The organism is Clostridium sp. DSM 17811, from assembly GCF_018861905.1.
In the GTDB taxonomy this organism is placed as follows: domain Bacteria; phylum Bacillota; class Clostridia; order Clostridiales; family Clostridiaceae; genus Clostridium_AD; species Clostridium_AD frigoriphilum.
Window position 1 is genome coordinate 88,594 of record NZ_JAHLDU010000011.1, and the last position, 20,365, is coordinate 108,958.

14 protein-coding genes are annotated in these 20,365 nt (G+C 31.7%); 11 read left to right on the forward strand and 3 right to left on the reverse strand.

Annotation, left to right across the window (positions count from 1 at the left end; all coding sequences use genetic code 11):
- Positions 1-3 precede the first annotated feature (3 nt).
- From KPL44_RS14710 to KPL44_RS14750, 9 genes are all read left to right on the forward strand, one after another.
- On the forward strand, positions 4-1,080 hold the full coding sequence (locus KPL44_RS14710) for a uroporphyrinogen decarboxylase family protein (protein ID WP_216251760.1): 1,077 nt from the start codon (positions 4-6) through the stop codon (positions 1,078-1,080).
- Between the two features lie 150 nt (positions 1,081-1,230).
- Positions 1,231-1,881, forward strand: coding sequence for a class I SAM-dependent methyltransferase (locus tag KPL44_RS14715; RefSeq protein ID WP_216121274.1), 651 nt, complete (start codon positions 1,231-1,233; stop codon positions 1,879-1,881).
- Positions 1,865-2,776 (forward strand): PLP-dependent cysteine synthase family protein, encoded by a 912-nt coding sequence (locus tag KPL44_RS14720; protein ID WP_216251763.1) that lies wholly within the window; start codon positions 1,865-1,867, stop codon positions 2,774-2,776. Before KPL44_RS14715 ends, KPL44_RS14720 begins: the two co-directional genes overlap by 17 nt.
- A gap of 407 nt (positions 2,777-3,183) precedes the next feature.
- Positions 3,184-3,471, forward strand: a complete 288-nt coding sequence (gene thiS / locus KPL44_RS14725; protein WP_367302951.1) for a sulfur carrier protein ThiS — start codon at positions 3,184-3,186, stop codon at positions 3,469-3,471.
- Positions 3,461-4,291: a HesA/MoeB/ThiF family protein gene (locus tag KPL44_RS14730; protein ID WP_216251766.1), complete on the forward strand. Its 831-nt coding sequence runs from the start codon at positions 3,461-3,463 to the stop codon at positions 4,289-4,291. Before thiS ends, KPL44_RS14730 begins: the two co-directional genes overlap by 11 nt.
- 5 nt (positions 4,292-4,296) lie before the next feature.
- A complete protein-coding gene (locus tag KPL44_RS14735; RefSeq protein WP_216251770.1) occupies positions 4,297-4,704 on the forward strand; it encodes a M67 family metallopeptidase in 408 nt (135 codons plus the stop codon).
- A 61-nt stretch (positions 4,705-4,765) separates the two neighbouring features.
- Positions 4,766-7,066 (forward strand): sulfurtransferase TusA family protein, encoded by a 2,301-nt coding sequence (locus KPL44_RS14740; protein ID WP_216251772.1) that lies wholly within the window; start codon positions 4,766-4,768, stop codon positions 7,064-7,066.
- 16 nt (positions 7,067-7,082) lie between these two features.
- Positions 7,083-8,315, forward strand: a complete 1,233-nt coding sequence (locus KPL44_RS14745) for an O-acetylhomoserine aminocarboxypropyltransferase/cysteine synthase family protein (RefSeq protein ID WP_216251774.1) — start codon at positions 7,083-7,085, stop codon at positions 8,313-8,315.
- A 169-nt stretch (positions 8,316-8,484) separates the two neighbouring features.
- On the forward strand, positions 8,485-10,518 hold the full coding sequence (locus KPL44_RS14750; RefSeq protein ID WP_331702530.1) for an alpha-amylase family glycosyl hydrolase: 2,034 nt from the start codon (positions 8,485-8,487) through the stop codon (positions 10,516-10,518).
- Between the two features lie 95 nt (positions 10,519-10,613).
- Here the strand turns inward: KPL44_RS14750 and KPL44_RS14755 are convergent, their stop codons facing one another.
- From KPL44_RS14755 to KPL44_RS14765, 3 genes are all read right to left on the reverse strand, one after another.
- Complete coding sequence (locus tag KPL44_RS14755) at positions 10,614-12,047, reverse strand: glutamate synthase subunit beta (protein WP_216251777.1); 1,434 nt, start codon at positions 12,045-12,047, stop codon at positions 10,614-10,616.
- 89 nt (positions 12,048-12,136) lie between these two features.
- The gene (gltB, locus tag KPL44_RS14760; RefSeq protein ID WP_216251782.1) at positions 12,137-16,657 is read right to left on the reverse strand and encodes a glutamate synthase large subunit; all 4,521 of its coding nucleotides are present in this window, start codon (positions 16,655-16,657) and stop codon (positions 12,137-12,139) included.
- A gap of 211 nt (positions 16,658-16,868) precedes the next feature.
- Entirely contained in the window at positions 16,869-17,585 is a 717-nt protein-coding gene (locus KPL44_RS14765; protein WP_216251785.1) for an SGNH/GDSL hydrolase family protein, read from the reverse strand.
- A gap of 463 nt (positions 17,586-18,048) precedes the next feature.
- Here KPL44_RS14765 and KPL44_RS14770 point away from each other — a divergent pair, with 463 nt between their 5' ends.
- Together KPL44_RS14770 and KPL44_RS14775 are read left to right on the forward strand one after the other, a co-directional pair.
- Entirely contained in the window at positions 18,049-19,248 is a 1,200-nt protein-coding gene (locus tag KPL44_RS14770; RefSeq protein WP_216251789.1) for an ROK family protein, read from the forward strand.
- Positions 19,249-19,314: 66 nt separating this feature from the next.
- Positions 19,315-20,358: an aliphatic sulfonate ABC transporter substrate-binding protein gene (locus KPL44_RS14775; protein ID WP_253201786.1), complete on the forward strand. Its 1,044-nt coding sequence runs from the start codon at positions 19,315-19,317 to the stop codon at positions 20,356-20,358.
- The last annotated feature ends 7 nt before the right edge of the window (positions 20,359-20,365 follow it).

Below are 20,365 nucleotides of genomic sequence, written 5' to 3' on the forward strand. Positions count from 1 at the left end.
AATATGAATGAAATTTTGTTAAAAGATGAAATGACACCAAAGGAAAGAATTGAAGCCATGATTAGTGGTAGACCATTTGACAGAGTCCCATGTAATATTTTTATAGGTGATCATGCAGCAACTATAATAGGTGTCAAAGTGTCAGATCTAAACTTTTCATCTGACAAGTTTATAGAGGGACAGATAGCCGCAAATGAAAAATATGGTATAGAGTCTACAGGTGTTTCACCTGGACTTGCAGGTATTGCTGAGGCATTAGGAAGCAAGCTTATTTTCCCAGATCATGGGGCCCCTTATGTTAGTGAATATGCTATAAAAGATGTTTTAGATTTAGAAAAGCTAAGTGTACCTGATCCAGTAAAAGCAGGTAGATTTCCATTCGTTTTAGAAACTACGAAAAGACTTGTAGATAAATTTGCAAAGGAAATACCGGTTTCAGTAGAAGTACCTGGGCCATTTACAACAGCAGGAAATCTTATGAGTATAGAAAAATTATTGCGTGATACAAGAAAAAATCCGGATTATATTCATAGAGTTCTTCGTCTTGTAACTGATACAACAATAGCATTTATAAAGGAAGCCGCAAAATTTGATGTAGATATAGGAATAGCTGAACCGTCTGCATCAGGTACTTTAATAAGTAAAGATTTGTTTCAAAAGTTTACTCTTCCATACTTAACAGAAATAGTTGATCTTATTAAAATGTTAGGTAAAGGATCACCTTATCTTCATATTTGTGGGAATACTAAAAAAATTTGGACTTTAATGGCAGATACAGGTGTGGGATCTTTAAGCCTTGATGATGTTATAGATTTGGAAGAAGCAAAAAAAACAGTAGGAGATAGGGTAACACTAATTGGTAATGTAAAACCTACAGCAACTATGTATTTAGGAGGACCAATTGATGTGGAAAAAGATGTTAAGGAGTGCCTTAAAAAGGCATATGATAATCCTAAAGGATATGTACTTGCTTTGGGATGTGGATTCCCAATTGATACGCCTCCTGAAAACATTTATGCACTACGGAAAGCGGCAATAAAATATGGTAAGTATCCATATGAACCATCACTATTTAGCTAGAATAATTATTGATTATCCCGTAATAAACCAAAATATAAATATTTAAAAGAAGAGTTGACAAAGACAAAACATGGCATATAATAGAAATAAAACTAATCCGATATGAATACTATTGAATTTAACTTAAAATAGATATATGGGGGTAATATTATGGGATCAGTAGATTATTTCAACGAAATAGCACAAAGTTGGAATGTAATAAGAAGTGAGTATTTTGATGAGAGATTAAAGTACAAGGTTTTATCTAAAGTAAATATTAAAGACAAGGTTGTGGCTGATCTTGGATGTGGAACTGGATTTTTATCATTAGCACTGGCATTAGATGCAAGTATTGTATTTTCTATAGATCAATCTGTAAATATGTTAGTAGAAACAAGAAAATTAATGGAGACTAAAAAATTTGATAATGTGTATCCAATAAAATCATCCATAGACAACTTGGCTTTGTTTGATGAATCTGTAGATGTGGTTTTTATTAATATGGCACTTCATCATGTTAAGGATGCTAAAAAAGCAATAGAGGAAATGTTTAGAATAATAAAAAAAGATGGAACTTTAATAATATCAGATGTACAAGAGCATAGTGGCGAATGGGCAAAGACTGAGATGTTTGACGAATGGCTTGGGTTTTCAAATAATCAGATGGAAGAGTGGTTAACGTCTGCTGGTTTTAATCTTGTTAATATTGAGAATACAGATTTATTATGTAAAGGCTATTCTAGCAAAGGAGAATTTACACAGACTGGCATTTTTATTGCAGTAGCAAATAAGGGAGGACTAAATAGTGAAGTATATAAATAGTGTACTCGAGAATATAGGAAATACACCACTCATAAAATTAAATAATTTAGGATTAAAAGAAGGGGTGAATATTTTCGCAAAACTTGAGGGTGAGAACCCAGGTGGTAGCGTAAAAGATAGAGTTGGAGTTTACATGATTAAGGATGCAGAAGACAGGGGCATCCTTAAAGTGGGATATACAATTGTTGAAGCTACCGCAGGAAATACTGGAATAGGTGTGGCACTTGCAGCAATAAACAAAGGATATAATATAATATTTGTTGTTCCAGAGAAGTTTTCAGTAGAAAAGTTAACTTTGATGAGAGCATTAGGTGCAACTATTGTTAATACACCAAGGGAAGATGGCATGTTAGGTGCCATTAATAAAGCGAAAGAACTATTGGATGAAATCCCTAATTCTATTTCATTACAACAGTTTGAAAATGATGCTAATCCAAAAGCACATTATGAGACTACAGGACCAGAAATATATAATGCATTAGAAGGTCAAATTGATTATTTTCTTGCAGGAGCAGGAAGTGGTGGAACATTTAGTGGTGTTATGAAATATCTAAAGGAAAAGAATGAAAATATAAAGGGTATATTAGTAGATCCGGATGGATCAACCATAGGTGGTGGAGAGGAACATTGTTATGATATAGAAGGGATAGGAAATAATTTTGTTCCAACCACTATGGATTTAAACCTAGTTAAAAGTGTTATTAAAATTACTGATGATGAGGCTAAAGATAAGGTAAAGCTAATTGCTGTTCGTGAAGGATTATTTGTAGGAAGTTCTTCTGGAGCTGCAATAGCGGCTGCAATAAAACTTGCAGAAACTATTGATAAGGGAAACATTGTTATAATATTGCCTGACAGAGGGGATAGATATTTTAGCAAAAACATTTATGATTAATACTTGTTATTATTTATAATTTAGTAGTCAAAAGGTAGAAAATAATATTTAAAATTATGCAGCAAAGCTAACACCTTTGCTGCATAATTTTTTTTGGCGAAATATCATTAGGGCAGTATAAATAAAATTATTTTGGCTAGAAGAATATAAGTTAGTTTACATATCAATGATTATGTAAACTAACTCTAAAATGTAAACCTATTTTAAATTAATGAATAATACTAACAAAATCAAGAAATAGCAAAATATATATTATATTCAAAAATAAATAAAGTATAGATAATATATATGCTTAAAACATAAAAACATTGACATGTTTTTACTAATGTAATATTATTAATTAAACATACAGGTTTGGTATGAGAGATAAAGTGCGAATATTGCAAATTATGAGTGTTTGTTTTGAAATGAATTTAACAAAAAATACTGCTATTACAAGAGAAATTAAAATAAATCATGAAAATATTGGAGGAATAAATATGAATATCAAAGTAAATGGCGAAGAAAAAAATATTAAAGATGATGTTACGGTGACTGAAATGTTAAAAATCGAAGATGTGGAAATGCCAGATATGGTTTCAGTTCAATTGAATGGTGAATTTGTGGATAGAGATCAATTTGTGAAAACTGTATTAAAAGAAAATGACGAAATAGAAGTTTTATATTTTATGGGAGGTGGAAGTCTTGGACTTTAGTGAGGAGCAGATAGAAAGATATTCAAGACATATATTATTGTCTGAGGTTGGAGTTGAGGGACAAGAAAAATTACTAAATTCAAAAGTTCTTATTATTGGAACAGGAGGTCTTGGGGCACCAGCTGCTATGTATTTGGCAGCTGCAGGAATAGGTACAATAGGACTTGTAGATGGCGATGTTGTTGATTTATCAAATCTTCAGAGGCAAATTATACACCAAACTAAGAATGTGGGGCAACTTAAAGTTGAATCTGGAAAAGAAACAATAAATGAACTTAACCCAGATGTAAATGTCATTACTTACAATGAATTTGCTACATCAGAAAATATTTTAAATATTATAAAAGATCAGGATTATGATTTTATAATAGATGGAACAGATAATTTTGCTGCAAAATTTTTAATAAATGATGCCTGTGTACTTGCTAAAAAACCATTTTCTCATGCTGGAATAATAAGGTTTAAGGGACAACTCACAACTTATATTCCAGGTAACAATACGCCTTGTTATAGATGTATTTTCCAAACACCACCACCAGAAGGAATGGTGCCAACATGTAGAGAAGCTGGCGTACTTGGAGTAATGGGTGGAGTTGTGGGAACACTCCAAGCAACAGAAGCTATTAAATATATACTAGGACTTGGACAAACTCTCGCAGGTTATTTACTAACTTATGATGGACTAAAGATGGAATTTAAGAAAATAAAAATAAATCATAATAAAAGATGTGGAGTTTGTGGGGATCATCCTACTATAACAGCTTTAATAGACTATGCAAATCCATCTTGTGATTTAAAAACAGGAAAGTTGAATGGGTGATTAATATGATATATATTGATAAACTTACGATAGATAAAATAATAAATCAGGCAAAAGAGGAGTTCCCTAATGAATGTTGTGGCTTTTTATCAGGAACTAAAAGCGAAGGTATAATTAATGTGAAAAAGTCATATCCACTTACAAATTTAGATAAAAGTAGTGAGCATTTTTCAATGGATCCTAAGGAACAATTTAATACAATAAAAATTATTAGAGGTCATGATATGTTATTCATTGGAAACTATCATTCCCATCCATATACTCCCTCAAGGCCTTCAGAAGAAGATATAAGACTGGCGTATGATCCAAAGATAATATATGGCATTTTATCACTTGAAAAAGAAGAGCCAGTATTTAACTTGTTTAAGATAAATAAAGATGGCGTTCTTAAACTTGAGTACAAAACTATTTAATATATTAATTTAGATTTTAATATACAAATGCTTTTATTAATACAAAGGGAAGTGATTTAGGATGATTAATATTACAGAAGAAAGTTATAAGGTGATAGAAGATTTTAAAGAAAAAGCCGATTTATATATGAATGGCAAACTTGATCCTACTAGATTTAAGGCATTTAGAGTTTCTATGGGAGTTTACGAACAAAGAGCTTCAGATACTTATATGGTAAGGACTAGGATTCCTGGTGGAGTAATTACACTAGAGCAATTTAAGCAGATAAGTGATATCTCAAAAAAATATGCAAAAGGTTTATTGCGTTTTACTTCTAGGCAGGATATTCAGTTTCAAAGTGTTGAATTAGCAGATGTATATAGTATTATGAAGGAGCTTATAGAAGTAGGTATAATTACTAAGGGAACTGGCGGTAATACAGTAAGAAATGTTGAGTGTTCCCCTCTTTCTGGAGTGTCTAGAAATGATGTATTTGACGTAACTAGTTATATGAGTGAAGTTACTAATTATTTGCTTAAAGACCCTACCACTATGAATCTTCCAAGAAAATATAAAATAGGTTTTTCAAATACTCTCGGCGACACTGGAAACGCTACAATATCTGATTTGGGATTTATAGCAAGGGTAGTTGATGGAGCTAAAGGGTTTGAGGTTTATGGTGGTGGAGGTTTTGGAGGAAATCCAAAAGTATCACTAAAACTTGAGGATTTTATTAATGTAAAAGATGTTTTGTATTATGTTCAAGCTATGAAGGAACTTTTTGAAAAAGAAGGGGACAGAAGCAATAAACATAAAGCAAGAATAAGGTATATTGTTGAAAGATTAGGTGAAGAAAAATTTAAACTAAGGTTTAATGAAGAACTTAAAAGAATAAAGAAAGATAGAGATGTTGATTTAATAATAGATGATGTCATAGATGAAAAATATGATCAAATTGCTGAAGGTTCTGAAATTGATAAGGCATATGAAAGTGTTTTATTCCCTCAAAAACAAGTTGGATATACTTCTGTTTATGTACATCCGCAAGGAGGAAATTTAGAAGCGGTAAACCTTCAAGAAATATTAGATTTTGTTAATAAATTGGATTATAAAATATCTATAAGGCTTTCAAACACTCAGAGCTTTTTTGTGAGAGATTTAAAAGATAACGATGCTAAAACATTATTAAAAATAATAGCACCATTTTCATCAAATTTTAACATATATAATTCAGTAACTTGCGTTGGAGCATCAACTTGTCAATTAGGACTGTGTTTATCACAAAATCTGTTGCAAGCTATAAAGGAAGAATTTAGTGAAAATACTGATGAAATTAAAGCATCACTTCCTAGAATCTTTATATCGGGATGTCCTAATTCCTGTGGGCGTCACCAAATAGGCAAAATAGGCTTAAGTGGGAGAGCAAAAAGAACAGAAGATGGTCTAATGCCTACGTATACTGTATCATTTGGTGGTAATGTTGGGCATGGCCAAGCTAAAATCGGAGAATCATACGGTGATATTCCTGCAAAGAAGGTACCAAAGTATCTTGCAGAGATTGCTAAGCTTAAAAAAACATCCGGTTATGAGTCTTTTGAAGAGTTTTTAAATAATACCCAGAAGGATGTAAGAGAGTTAACTAATAAATATGGAGCATTGGAAACATTTAAAGAAAATCCTGACCTTTATTATGACTTTGGAGCAAGTGAAAAATTTTCTATTGAAGGACGTGGACCTGGTGAGTGTAGTACAGGGGTATTTGATGTTATAAAACTTGACTTATCAAATGCAGAAAGTTCTCTTTTAAAGTATAAATCAAGTAAAAAATCGCAAGATTTGTACGAGGCTGCGGTGTCATCTGCGAGAACTCTTTTAGTATTAAAGGGCATAGATACAGCAAAGGATAGAGAGATATTCAAACAATTTAATATAAATTTTGTTGAAACTGGTTTCGTTAGCAAATCTGTTGTAGAGCTTTTCGATACGCTTCTTGATTATAAACTTGGCGATATAGTTGATATAACAAGTAAAGCAGTTGAGGTTGAATATCTTTATAACAAGGTAAAAGAAATGTATGGATCTTTAAATGGACAATTAGAAATAACACTTCCAAAGGAAGTATCAATTAACGTGTCAGAGGAATCACAAATAAGTAAAGATTATGAAGTTATTGATTTTAGAGGAGTTACATGTCCAATGAATTTTGTAAAAGTTAAAATTCAACTATCTAAAATAAAGTCTGGTGAAAAAAGAGGATTTTATTTAGATGATGGTGATCCTATAAAAAATGTTCCATTAAGTGTTTCAAAAGAAGGTAACAAGATAATATTAATAGATAATAATTATGAAGGCTATAATTTACTTGTAGTTGAGAAAAAATAACTTCAGAGGTGTAAATATGAAATTCAACACTAAATTAATACATGGAAATCTAAAAACTGATGAAACAGGAGCAACTAATACACCACTACATTTATCAAATGCATTTGCTCATAATACGGCGGAGAAGTTAGAGGGTATAATGAAGGGTACGAGTATGGGATATGCTTACACTAGAATTTCAAACCCTACTGTTACTTCGTTTGAAAGAAGAATTGCAAGTATCGAGGGAGGCCTCGCAGCTACTGCTGCTGCCTCTGGTATGAGTGCTATATATCTTGCAATAATGAATATTGTTGAGTGTGGAGACGAAATAATAGCATCTAGTGGCCTTTTTGGGGGAACTTATGCACTTCTTAAAAATCTAAAAAGTTATGGTATAAATGTTAAGTTTTTAGAAAATTTAGATGAAGAGAGTTTAGAAGCTGTTATAAATGAAAATACAAAAATTGTATTTGGAGAAACATTAGGTAATCCAAAGCTAGATGTATTGGATATAGAGGAAGTAGCTAAGGTTTGTAATAAACATAATCTTATTTTTATTGTAGATTCTACTATAACAACTCCATTCCTTATAAGACCAATTGAATATGGAGCAGATATTGTTATCCATTCAACTTCTAAATATATAAATGGAACCTCAAATTCTATTGGTGGAATCATAGTAGATGGAGGAAGTAGTAAATATAAAGATATCAAGTATAAAAATTTTAATGAGTATAGTAAAAAGTTTGGGAAAATGGCATACACATCAAAGCTTAGAAATACGGTAGGAAAAGATATTGGAGCGTCTCTTGCACCTTTTAATGCTTTTTTAAATCTAACTGGAATTGAAACATTGTCACTTAGAATGAGAGAGCATTGTTCAAATACTCTAGCAGTGGCAAAATTTTTAAGTAACAATAGTAAAGTAACATCAGTAAATTATCCGAGTCTTTCGACTTCTAAATACTATAATATAGCTCAAAAGTATTATAAAAATGGAGCTAGTGGGGTTTTAACTTTCAGACTTGGAAGCAAGGAGAATGCTTTTAAATTTATTAATAATTTAAAAATGATTCTTAATATTACCAATATTGGTGATACTAAAACTTTAATTATTCATCCTGCCTCAACAATATGTTCTAGTAATACAGAAAATGAAAAAGAACAGATGGGAGTTTTTGATGATTTGTTAAGGCTTTCTGTTGGCATAGAAGATATTGAAGATATACTATTTGATATTGAGAGCGCTATGAACTCCATTAACTAATAGTTATAAAGAGCAGCTTACATGATGTTATATCACGTAAAGCTACTCTTTTTAAGTTTTCTTATTTATTTTTCAAAAAACAAAGGATTTTACAATATTTAGTCGAATTTAATATATCAGTGATAATATATTTTGTTTATAAAAAATTATGAATAGGAAGTGATTTTTTGTGGAGGATAATAAAAATGAACATATTAAAATAATGGATATTGATCCATACCTTAAACCATATGAAAGCGATATTAACCTTAGAATGAAGTCTTATTCATCTTCTAAGAAAAAATTACTAGGTTATAATCAAGATTTTAAATCTTTTGCAAATGGTGAATTATATTATGGCTTTCATTTAATGAAAGATGGTTGGATTTATAGAGAATGGGCTCCTAATGCTGATGCTCTTTATTTGATTGGTGACTTTAATTATTGGGATCCACATACACATCCAATGCAAAAAACAGAAAATGGAAATTGGGAAATTTTCTTACCAGGAGTACAAGCTCTTAAACATATGTCACGTGTTAAGGTAAGAGTAGTAGCAAAAAGAAAATCAAGAGATAGAATTCCACTTTATATTAAGAGAACAGTTCAGGATCATGATACTCATGATTTTGCAGGTCAAATTTGGCAGCCAGAGCATGCATTTATCTGGCAGGATAGTGGCTTTCATATTGAAAGTACAAAACCATTATTTATATATGAAACTCATGTAGGTATGGCACAGGAAAAAGATGGCATTGGTACTTTTAATGAGTTTACAGAAAATATACTTCCAAGAATAAAAGCTGATGGTTATAATACTTTGCAACTTATGGCAATTATGCAACATCCATATTATGCATCCTTTGGCTATCAAGTATCTAATTTTTATGCTGTTTCCTCTTGGTTTGGTACCCCGGAGGATTTAAAAAAATTAATTAATACTGCTCACCTAATGGGTATTGCGGTATTGCTTGATTTAGTACATTCTCATTCAATTAAGAATATAGCTGAGGGTATTAATGAATTTGATGGAACTGATTATCAGTTTTTCCATACTGGCATTAAAGGAAATCATCCAGCTTGGGGTACAAAACTATTTAATTACGGAAAACCAGAGGTTATTCATTTTCTTTTATCAAATATTAAGTTTTGGCTCGAAGAATACCATTTTGATGGTTATCGATTTGACGGTGTGTCATCCATGTTATATCATCACCAAGGACTAGGAGTAGCATTTACAGATTACAGTAAATACTTTAGTATGGAGACGGATATAGAGGCAATTACATACCTTCAATTTGCAAATGATTTAATTAGGGAAGTAAATCCTACAGCTGTTACAATAGCTGAAGATATGAGTGGAATGCCAGGAATGTGTATACCTGTAAGCTTTGGTGGTCTGGGTTTTGATTATCGCTTATCTATGGGGGTACCTGATCTTTGGGTGAAAATATTAAAAGAGTTACCTGATGAAAAATGGAGTATGAATCAATTATGGTATGAATTAACTAGTAGAAGGCCTATGGAGAAAAACATAGGTTATTCTGAATCACATGATCAGGCACTTGTAGGGGATAAGACTATAATGTTTAGGCTAGGTGGCAAGGAAATGTATTCTCATATGCTCAAAGATGATGATAACTTAATAATAAATCGAGCAATAGAACTTGATAAACTTATTAAATTTATCACTATAACTTTAGGTGGAGAGGGATATTTAAATTTTATGGGGAATGAATTTGGTCATCCAGAATGGATTGATTTTCCAAGAGAAGGTAACAATTGGAGTTATAAATATGCCAGAAGACAATGGAGTCTTATGGAAAACAAGGATCTTAAATATGACTATTTATCAAATTTTGATAGAGAAATGATAAATTTTATAAAATATAATAATGTTTTAAGTGCTAGTGATGAGCAAAATCTTTGGACTGATGAAAAATTTAAACTGCTTGCATTCAGAAAGGGTGGACTGGTGTTTCTATTTAATTTTAATTCGGACACTTCTTTCCCTAAATATGAACTACCAACCTCTGAAAATGGTGATTACAAGGTTGTTTTTAATAGTGATGAAGTTATGTTTGGTGGACAAAGTAGAATTGATACGAAGTATATTTATCACACCAAAGTGTTAAGTCATAAGGATAATAAGACTGGGGTTATAATAAACACACCAAGTAGAACTGTTCTAGTTTTAAAGAAAATAGACAATAATACAGATTAAATATTAAAATAGATTGTAAAAGGGGACGGCAGTCTAAAAAATCTCGTTAATCACGAGAATATTTTTAGACAACCGTCCCTAAGTTTTACTATATTTTATCCTCTTAACGAAGTTTCTCCCATTAAGTATTCATCAATATTTTTAGTAACTAAACGCCCCTCATAAATTGCCCAAACAACTAGTGATTGACCTTTTTTCATGTCACCAGCAGCAAAAACACCTTTGGTCTTAGTCATATAATTGTCATCTACAATTACATTGCCACGGATATCAAAGTCTAAACCTAGATCGGTAAGCAATCCTTCATGTTGTGGATGTAGAAAGCCCATAGCCAAAATAACTAGGTCAACTTTTAACTCAAATTCTGAGCCTGGTATTTCAACCATTTGCATGCCTTTTTCAGTATGTGTCCATTCCACTTTAGTGGCATGGAGAGTATTAACAAAGCCATCCTCACCAGTGAATTTTCTTGTAGTAACATTCCAATCACGGTTACAACCTTCTTCATGTGAAGTTGTAGTTTTCAATGTTCTAGGATATGTTGGCCATGGCATTGAAGCATCACGGTTGGCCGGAGGTTTTGGCATAATCTCATACTGATATACGCTCTTAGCGCCTTGCCTAATAGCTGTTCCAATGCAATCAGAACCTGTATCACCGCCGCCTAGAACTAATACTACTTTGTCTTTAGCATTTATTTCTGTAGTTTCTATTTCTTTGCCTGAAACTCTTCTATTTTGTTGTTTTAGATAATCCATAGCAAAGTGTACACCCTTAAGCTCGCGTCCTTCAACTTTCAAATCACGAGGGATTGTACTTCCACCGGTTAAAGCTACAGCATCAAACTGCGCTAAAAGATTTTTTGCACTATAATCTACGCCGACATTTACGTTAGTTTTAAAATTAACGCCTTCTTCTTTCATAAAGTTCACACGTCTTTCAACTATACTTTTATCTAATTTAAAGTCTGGTATACCATATCGCAAAAGTCCGCCTATTTCGTCGTCCCTCTCGAATACAGTTACATCATGTCCTACAGAATTAAGTTCAGCAGCAGCTGCAAGACCTGATGGACCTGAACCAATTACAGCAACCTTTTTACCCGTTCTTACTCTAGGTTCTTGTGGGTTTGTCCATCCTTCTTCAAATGCTTTTTCTATGATATTTAATTCTATTTCCTTTATTGCGATGGGATCTCTATTAACACCTAATGTACATGAACCTTCACAAGGGGCGGGGCAAATTCTGCCAGTGAATTCTGGAAAGTTATTTGTAAGAGTTAATCTGTCATATGCTTTCTCCCATTTCTCTTTATATACCATGTCATTCCAATCTGGAATTAAATTTCCAAGTGGGCAGCCCCAGTTACAAAAAGGGACGCCACACTCCATGCACCTTGCACCTTGCTGACGTAACTTATCAACTGGAAATTTTATGAATAATTCTTTAGAGTCCTTAACTCTATCTTTAACAGGGCGTTTTTTTGCAGTTTCTCTTTTAAATTCTCTGAAACCTTGCAATTTTCCCAAATTTAACACCTCCAAAATTGAAAAGTATAAACTGTTCTCAAAATTTGAGAGAACAGTCTTATATCTTCTTATTGTATTTTCTCTCTAATCTATTTTCCTTCTAGTATTGCTTTGTAAGCGGTTGGTATTACTCTTTTGAATTTTGATTTATATTCATTCCAATTATTTAAAATTTTATTAGCTTTGTTACTGTTAGTAGCCTCAAAATGTTCTTTTATTATTGAATAAAGCTGATCTAAATCTAATTTTGAGGTTATTGATTCTACTTCAATCATTTCCATATTACATTTTGATTTAAAAGTTTCATTCTCATCTATAACGTATGCTATACCACCGCTCATTCCGGCTCCAAAGTTTCTACCAGTTCTTCCTATAATAACTACAACTCCGCCAGTCATATATTCACAACCGTGATCTCCAATTCCTTCAGCTACAGCCTGGGCTCCTGAATTTCTTACTGCAAAACGTTCACCTACGAGTCCGTTTATAAACAATTTACCAGAAGTTGCTCCATAAAGAATTGTATTACCAGCAATAAAGTTTTCATCTTGGACAAATGTACAATTTTGTGGTGTTTTTACAATAATCTTAGCACCGGATAATCCCTTGCCAACATAATCATTTGCATCTCCTACTAATCTTAATGTTAATCCATTAGCACCAAATGCTCCAAAACTTTGACCTGCAGCTCCTACAAAATTTAATGTTATTGTATCGTCTGGAAGACCAGTAGCACCATATTTCATAGCGATTCTCCCGCTTAACATTGCACCAACAGAACGATTAACATTTTCAATTTCTAAGTTAAATGTACTTTTCATTCCATTTTCTAAAGATTCTTTTGCCATTTCAATAAGTTTATAATCTAAAGAATTGTCTAAACCATGATTCTGAGCAATTACACAGTAACGTTTAATTCTCTTTGGCATATCTGGTTTATATAAAATATTTGATAAATCTAGATTTTTTGCTTTCCAATGAGTGATTGCTTTTTTAGGACTAATCTTATCTACTCTACCTACCATTTCATTCATAGTTCTAAACCCAAGTTTTGCCATATGCTCCCTTATTTCCATTGCAATAAAGGTAAAGAAGTTTACAACATATTCAGGTTTGCCTTTGAAATTCTTACGAAGTTCTGGATCTTGAGTAGCTATACCCATATCGCAAGTATTTAAATGACAATTTCTTAGCATAGTACAACCTAGAACTACAAGAGCTGTAGTTGCAAATCCAAATTCTTCAGCTCCAAGAAGTGCAGCGATAACAACATCGCGGCCTGTTTTAAGCTGACCATCAGTTTGAACTGTTACTCTGCTTCTTAAATTGTTTAGCAGAAGTACCTGCTGAGTCTCAGCAAGTCCAAGCTCCCAAGGAAGTCCTGCATGCTTAATAGATGATAGTGGGGAAGCTCCTGTTCCACCATCATGACCACTTATTACTATAGCATCAGAATGTGCTTTAACAACTCCAGCAGCTATTGTTCCAACTCCTAATTCTGAAACTAATTTCGTACTTATTCGTGCATGAGGATTTACACTCTTTAAATCATAAATAAGCTGAGCTAAATCTTCAATTGAGTATATATCATGATGAGGTGGTGGTGATATTAAATCAATTCCAGGCGTTGAATGCCTAAGTCTTGCTATATTAACATCTACTTTTTTACCTGGTAGTTGCCCACCTTCTCCAGGTTTAGCACCTTGAGCTATCTTAATTTGTAATTCATCTGCATTAACAAGGTATTCAGTTGTAACTCCAAATCTAGCAGAAGCTATTTGTTTAATTGCACTTCGTCTTAAATCTCCATTCTGATCAACCTTGAATCTTTCAGGGTCTTCTCCACCTTCACCAGTATTACTTTTTCCACCAAGTCTATTCATAGCTATAGCCATAGTTTCATGAGCTTCTTTACTGATAGATCCAAATGACATTGCACCTGAGCAGAAACGCTTAACTATTTCACTTATTGGTTCAACTTGCTCTATTGGAATTTCATTTCCATAATTAAGTTCGAATAATCCTCTAATGGTACATAAATGTTTGTCCTGATCATTTATGATTTTTGAGTATTCTTTATATAAGTTGTAATCGTTAGTCCTTGCAGCTACTTGAAGTTTATATATTGTATCAGGATTAAACAGGTGATATTCTCCATCTTTTCTCCAAGAATATAATCCACCAACATCGAGTTCTGCTATAGGTTTTCTTAACTTATTAAATGCATTTTTATGTCTAATTAATACTTCCTTTGCCACAGTTTCTATACCAATTCCACCAATTCTAGAAGGTGTTCCTCCAAAATATTTTTGTAGAAAGTCAGAATTTAAGCCAACAGCATCAAAAATTTGTGCCCCGTGATAACTTTGAATAGTTGATATTCCCATCTTTGATAATATTTTTAGAAGACCTTGTGATACTGCATGTATATAGTTTTCATGAGCTTTTTCTATAGAAATATTTTCTATATCACCCTCATTTATAATATTATCAATTGATTTAAATGCAAGGTATGGATTAACACCAGTTGCACCATAACCAATTAATAAGGCCATATGCATTGTCTCTCTTGCTTCTCCTGTTTCAACTATTATAGAAACAAAAGTTCTGGTTTTTTCGCGTATTAAATGCTGTTGAACAGCAGATAACGCAAGCAAACTTGGGATTGCAGCATCATATGAGTCTACTAATCTGTCACTAAGAACGATAATATTATATCCTTCTTTAATTCTTGTAGATGCTCTTTCACAAATTTTATCAAGTGCCATTTTGAAACCTTCAACCCCAGTGTCTGCCTTAAAAGTTATAGGGATTGTTGTAGTTTTAAAAGCATTATCTTTTAAATTCTTAATTTTAGCCATTTCTAAATTTGTTAAAAGGGGTCTGCTTATTTCAATAAATGGATTATCATTAGAATCCTGATTTAAAACATTATATTGAGAGCCCACATAGTTCATTAAAGACATTACCATTTTTTCTCTAATTGAATCAATTGGAGGATTGGTAACTTGGGCAAAAAGTTGCTTAAAATAAGCAAATAAAAGCTGTGGTTTGTTAGATAAAACAGCAAGGGGAGTATCATTTCCCATAGAACCAATGGGCTCTTTACCGTTTTTCGCCATAGGAGATAAGATAAGTTTTAAATCCTCTAGAGTATAACCAAAGGCTTGCTGTTTTTCCTTTAAAATATCTTTATCTATTATAACTTCATCAACTACACCATCAAAATCTTCTAGATATAGTTTGTTTTTTAAAACCATTTCGCCATAAGGCTTATTTGTACAAACTGTTTTCTTAACTTCGTCGTCTGTAATTATTCGTCCTTCGTTTGTATCAATTAGGAACATTTTTCCTGGTTGAAGTTTGCCCTTTTTTTTGATATCTTCTGGTTTAAATTTAAGAACTCCAGCTTCAGACGCAAGAACAGCAAAACCATCCTTTGTTATTACGTATCTTGCAGGTCTAAGTCCATTTCTATCCAGGGTCGCACCTATTCTAATTCCATCCGTAAATGCAACGACAGCTGGGCCATCCCAAGGTTCAATAAGCGATCCATGATATTCATAAAATGATCTCTTATAATCTTCCATATCATCATTTGTAGTCCAAACTTCAGGAATCAACATCATCAAACTATGAGTTAGAGATCTTCCATCCATTTTTAATAGTTCCAACATATTATCTAAGGAAGCTGAGTCGCTACCATTAGGACTAATGATTGGGAATAACTTCTTAAGATTTTCTCCGTACACATTAGATTTTATTATTCCTTCCCTAGCATTCATCCAGTTTCTATTTCCACGAATAGTATTTATTTCACCATTATGAGCCAAATATCTAAAAGGTTGCGCTAAATCCCAAGTTGGAAAGGTGTTTGTACTATATCTTTGATGAACAAGGCAAAGAGCACTTTTAAAGTTTATGTCTTGCAAATCAATGTAAAAGCCTTTTATTTGTTCAGCAAGTAAAAGTCCCTTGTAAACAATTGTTCTGCTAGAAAGACTACAGATATAGAAATATTCTGTGCTTCTATTAACCAATTTGATTACTTCGCTTTCAGCTCTTTTTCTTATAACATAAAGTCTTCTTTCAAATTCTTCTTGTAGTTCATCTTCGGAAAGTGATTCATCCTTAAAGGTTGACCCTATAAATATCTGTCTTATAATAGGTTCGGTTCCTTTTGCTGTGTCACCAATGTTTCTACTATCTATAGGAACAGATCTCCAGCCGATTATTTTTTGTCCTTCTTCTTCTGCAATTCTCTCGAATATGCCTTCACATTGAAATCTCAATGCCGGTTCTTTTGGTAAAAAAATCATTCCTACAGCGTATTTTCCGACTCTAGGTAATTCGAGTCCTAAATTGTCACAGCTAATTCTAAAAAATTCATCAGGAATTTGAACAAGTATTCCTGCACCATCGCCAGTTTTAGGGTCTGCCCCTACTGCACCTCTATGGGTTAAATTCACGAGAACCTTTAGCCCTTTTTTTATAATATCGTTGGTTTTTTCACCTCTGACATTCACTACAAAGCCAACGCCACAATTATCTTTTTCATTAGCAGGATCATATAATCCCTGCTTTTCAGGATAACCAATGCTAGTATTCACAATATTACCCCCTTCTAATTTTATAAAGTAATTATATAAATTGTACCACGATTTTATAATTTTGCAAGTTCGATTTTAAAACGAGTCAAAAATAACAATTTACAGACTATTTACAAGGAATTTACAGCAGAGATTAATGTTATCATTTAACAACAAAGGCAACAGTCATTGAAAATAATTTTCAATGACTGTTGCCAAGTAAATTTGTTTTTTAACTTTCTAATAAAAAATTATAATTTTCTTTTAGAAAGTTTAATATAACAGTTGCTATTAATGACTGACCGTCGATGTTTGGATGTATCCCATCTTTACATAAAAACCGAGTGTAATCATTATGTTTTAAAAACTCTGAACGAATATCAATAAGTACAGTATCAGTTTCATTAGCTACCTGAGTAATCATTTTACTATAAGAATTATGCCAAGTAAAAAGTCTATCCTTTGTTCCGAGCCAATGTAAAATGTTTTTCTCTGAAGTACAATCTTCTTTTGAAATCCAGTTAAAATATTTTAAAGGATCAAGTGGAGGCAAAGTAAGAAGTACCGGCATTATGTGATTATTTTTTAATGTATCGATCATTGAAAGTAATGTTTCACGAAAAGTATATATATCAGTGTTTGGTTTGTATTCCATTTCAGGATTTTTGGCGATTTCATCCCATTTATAATCGCAATCATTACCACCAAATTCTACTAAAACTATATCAGGTGATTTTTTAATCACATCATTATACATTTTAAGTGCACCACGAATAATTGTATTACCAAATTTACCTGCATTGTACACAGGTCCTTTTATTTTATTATCTATAATACTTGTAAAATTTTCTTTTAAAGTTGCATATTTAGATTTTTTATCATCATAAATAATCCCTTTTGTAATAGAATCTCCATATGCTACTATAATGTAACTATCTTTAACTTCCATAATACACCTCCATAAAACTAAATTATATAAATCAAATTACTTATTCTATGTTAATATTATACCATAGGAATACAAACATTTCAATACATAGTTATTAAAACTACGTAAAACATTAAAATTTTTATTAAGTTACTTATTTAATATATTATTCCCATTATTATTTGGTATATTCTATACTAAACAATAAACTTATATAAGTGATTTAATTCTTTCCTTATAATTTTTTTATTTGATAATATTTATTAGCAATATTTTCAATAGACGAAAAAAGTATGGGAAAATATATAGGATAATAATAGCAATAATTGTGTTGACAATTCATTAAACTAATGATAACATACACCTAACCTATAGGATAAGTATGGTTAAGCGCTGTGAATAATTTAAAAATATAATTAATTAAATACTTCTGACAAAATAGTTAAAAGTTAAAACAATTATTATTATGTAGAAGGGAAACGTTGTGAAAGAAAACATTAATATATTGAAGAACTTAAGTAATGAAGAAAAAAAGATATTCAACTCACTTCAGAATGAGGGACCTATTACCAAAAGTGAAATATCCAGATTAACAGAAATTAAATTAACTACATTAAATAATACAATGGAAATATTAGAAAAAAAAAGAATTATAGTAAGGGAAGCTATAGGTCAATCTACAGGTGGAAGAAGACCAGTTCTATATGATGTGAATTTATTAGAATTTTATATTATAGGAATAGATATATCTAGAGTTTATACTCAGGTAATCATTGCTAACTTAAAAATGGAAATATTGTATAAAGAAATGTTTAATATGGATATTTTTTGTTCTCCGCAGGAAACTGTGAGAAGAATATATGAAATTATTAATAAAGCAAATCAAAATTTAAGATTAGATAGTAGGAACTTGGTAGGAGTAGGTCTTGGAACAGTAGGCCCATTAGATATAAAAAATGGGATAATGATAAGTCCTGTTAATTTTAGTGCACTAGGTTGGTCGAATGTCCCTATAAAAGAAATGCTTGAGAAAAAATTAAATTGTCCTATTATTATTGAAAATGGAGTAAATGCAGCTGTTATTGGAGAATATTTTTATGGTATTGGAAAAGGAGTTGAAAATATTGCTTATTTAAATTGTGGAATAGGCATAAGAACAGGTACAGTTTTATCTAGTAAGCTAATGAGGACGATAAGCGATGATGAAGATGCTTTAGGACATATGATAGTCGATGTTCATGGAGAAAAGTGTAAATGCGGAAATTTTGGATGCATAGAGAGTTATTCATCTATAAATGCAATAATAAAAAAGTTTTCCTTAGAAGTTAAAAAGGGAAGAAAGACTATAATAAATAAGCAATTAAAAAATATAGGTTATAAAGATATTTGTATTGCAGCAGAAAGAAATGATAATTTATCTAAAGAAATACTAATAGGTGCTGCTTTAATTTTAGGAACTGGGTTAGTTAATTATATTAATCTACTAAATCCAGGATTGGTTATATTAAGTGGTCCTTTAATAATTAATTCAAAGCTATTTTATAATGAGTGTATTAAAACTGTATTCAAAAAATTGCATCCAGATAGAATGAAAAAGATTATTTTTAGTAGAGGTGGATTTTTTAAAGAAAATGCAATTTCGATTGGTGCCGTAGCTTTAGTAATTAAAGATATTTATAATTAACATCCTTAAATGTATATAGGTAGTATTGAATATTTCAATAAAACTAATTTTAGTAGGAGGCCTACGTTGAAAAATTCAAAGGGATTTAAAGTTTCAGGAGTAATAGTGGCAGGATTTTTAATTATCGCTGGATTATCAGGATGTTCATCAAAAAAAGTGGTAAATGAGAATGTTGATGTTAGAGTTGGATATTTTCCAAATATAACCCATTCTCAAGCTCTTGTAGGACGAGAGCAAGGTAGCTTTCAAAAGGCTATAGGAACGAAAAACAAAGTAATGTGGAAATTATTTAATGCAGGACCTGCAGAAGTAGAAGCATTATTTGCAAAAGCTATTGATATTGCATATATTGGGCCTGGTCCTGCTATCAATGGATATTCAAAATCAAAAGGGGATATTCAAATCGTCGCAGGTGCAACGGATGCTGGTGCAATATTTGTATCTAAAAAGGGAATGGTTATTAAGAATTTGAAAGATTTAAGTGGTAAAAAAATTGGAGTTCCACAGTTCGGAAATACGCAAGATTTAACACTTAGGAACATATTGTCTGAAAATGGACTTAAGGATAAAACAAAGGGTGGAACGGTTGAAGTAAGGCAAGCATCAAATGCTGACATTTTATCATTGCTAAAAAAAGGGGACATAGATGCTGCATTAGTACCTGAACCTTGGGGATCAAGACTCATTAAAGAGGCAGGAGCAAATGTTATTTTAGATTATAAAGAATTATTTAGACAAGGTAACTATACTACAGCTGTAGTAGTTGTAAGAACTGAATTTTTAAAGCAGCATCCATTAATTGTTGAAAACTTTATAAAAGCACATGTAGATGTTACTACTTATATTAATAAGAATCCGGGTATAGCTAAGGTAATAGTTAATAAACAAATTACTGAGTTGACAAAAAAAGGAATAGAAAAGGATGTTTTAGATGCTGCCTTTAAAAGATTAACAATTACAAATAATCCACAAAAGGATTCCGTTTTAGATTTTGTTAAATTTTCACTTCAAGAAGGGTTTTTAAGATTAAATCCAGACACAAAGAATTTGTTTAACCTTACAATTTTAAATAAGGTTTTAAAAGAAAAAGGTCAAGTTCAAATCAAATAAAAGAGGT

Excerpts from the sequence above, each read along its gene's own strand:
- KPL44_RS14710 (WP_216251760.1), top strand. The coding sequence starts at position 4 with ATGAATGAAATTTTGTTAAAAGATGAAATGACACCAAAGGAAAGAATT.
- KPL44_RS14735 (WP_216251770.1), top strand. The coding sequence starts at position 4,297 with ATGATATATATTGATAAACTTACGATAGATAAAATAATAAATCAGGCA.
- KPL44_RS14745 (WP_216251774.1), top strand. The coding sequence starts at position 7,083 with ATGAAATTCAACACTAAATTAATACATGGAAATCTAAAAACTGATGAA.
- thiS (WP_367302951.1), top strand. The coding sequence starts at position 3,184 with ATGAATTTAACAAAAAATACTGCTATTACAAGAGAAATTAAAATAAAT.
- KPL44_RS14715 (WP_216121274.1), top strand. The coding sequence starts at position 1,231 with ATGGGATCAGTAGATTATTTCAACGAAATAGCACAAAGTTGGAATGTA.
- KPL44_RS14740 (WP_216251772.1), top strand. The coding sequence starts at position 4,766 with ATGATTAATATTACAGAAGAAAGTTATAAGGTGATAGAAGATTTTAAA.
- KPL44_RS14765 (WP_216251785.1), bottom strand. The coding sequence starts at position 17,585 with ATGGAAGTTAAAGATAGTTACATTATAGTAGCATATGGAGATTCTATT.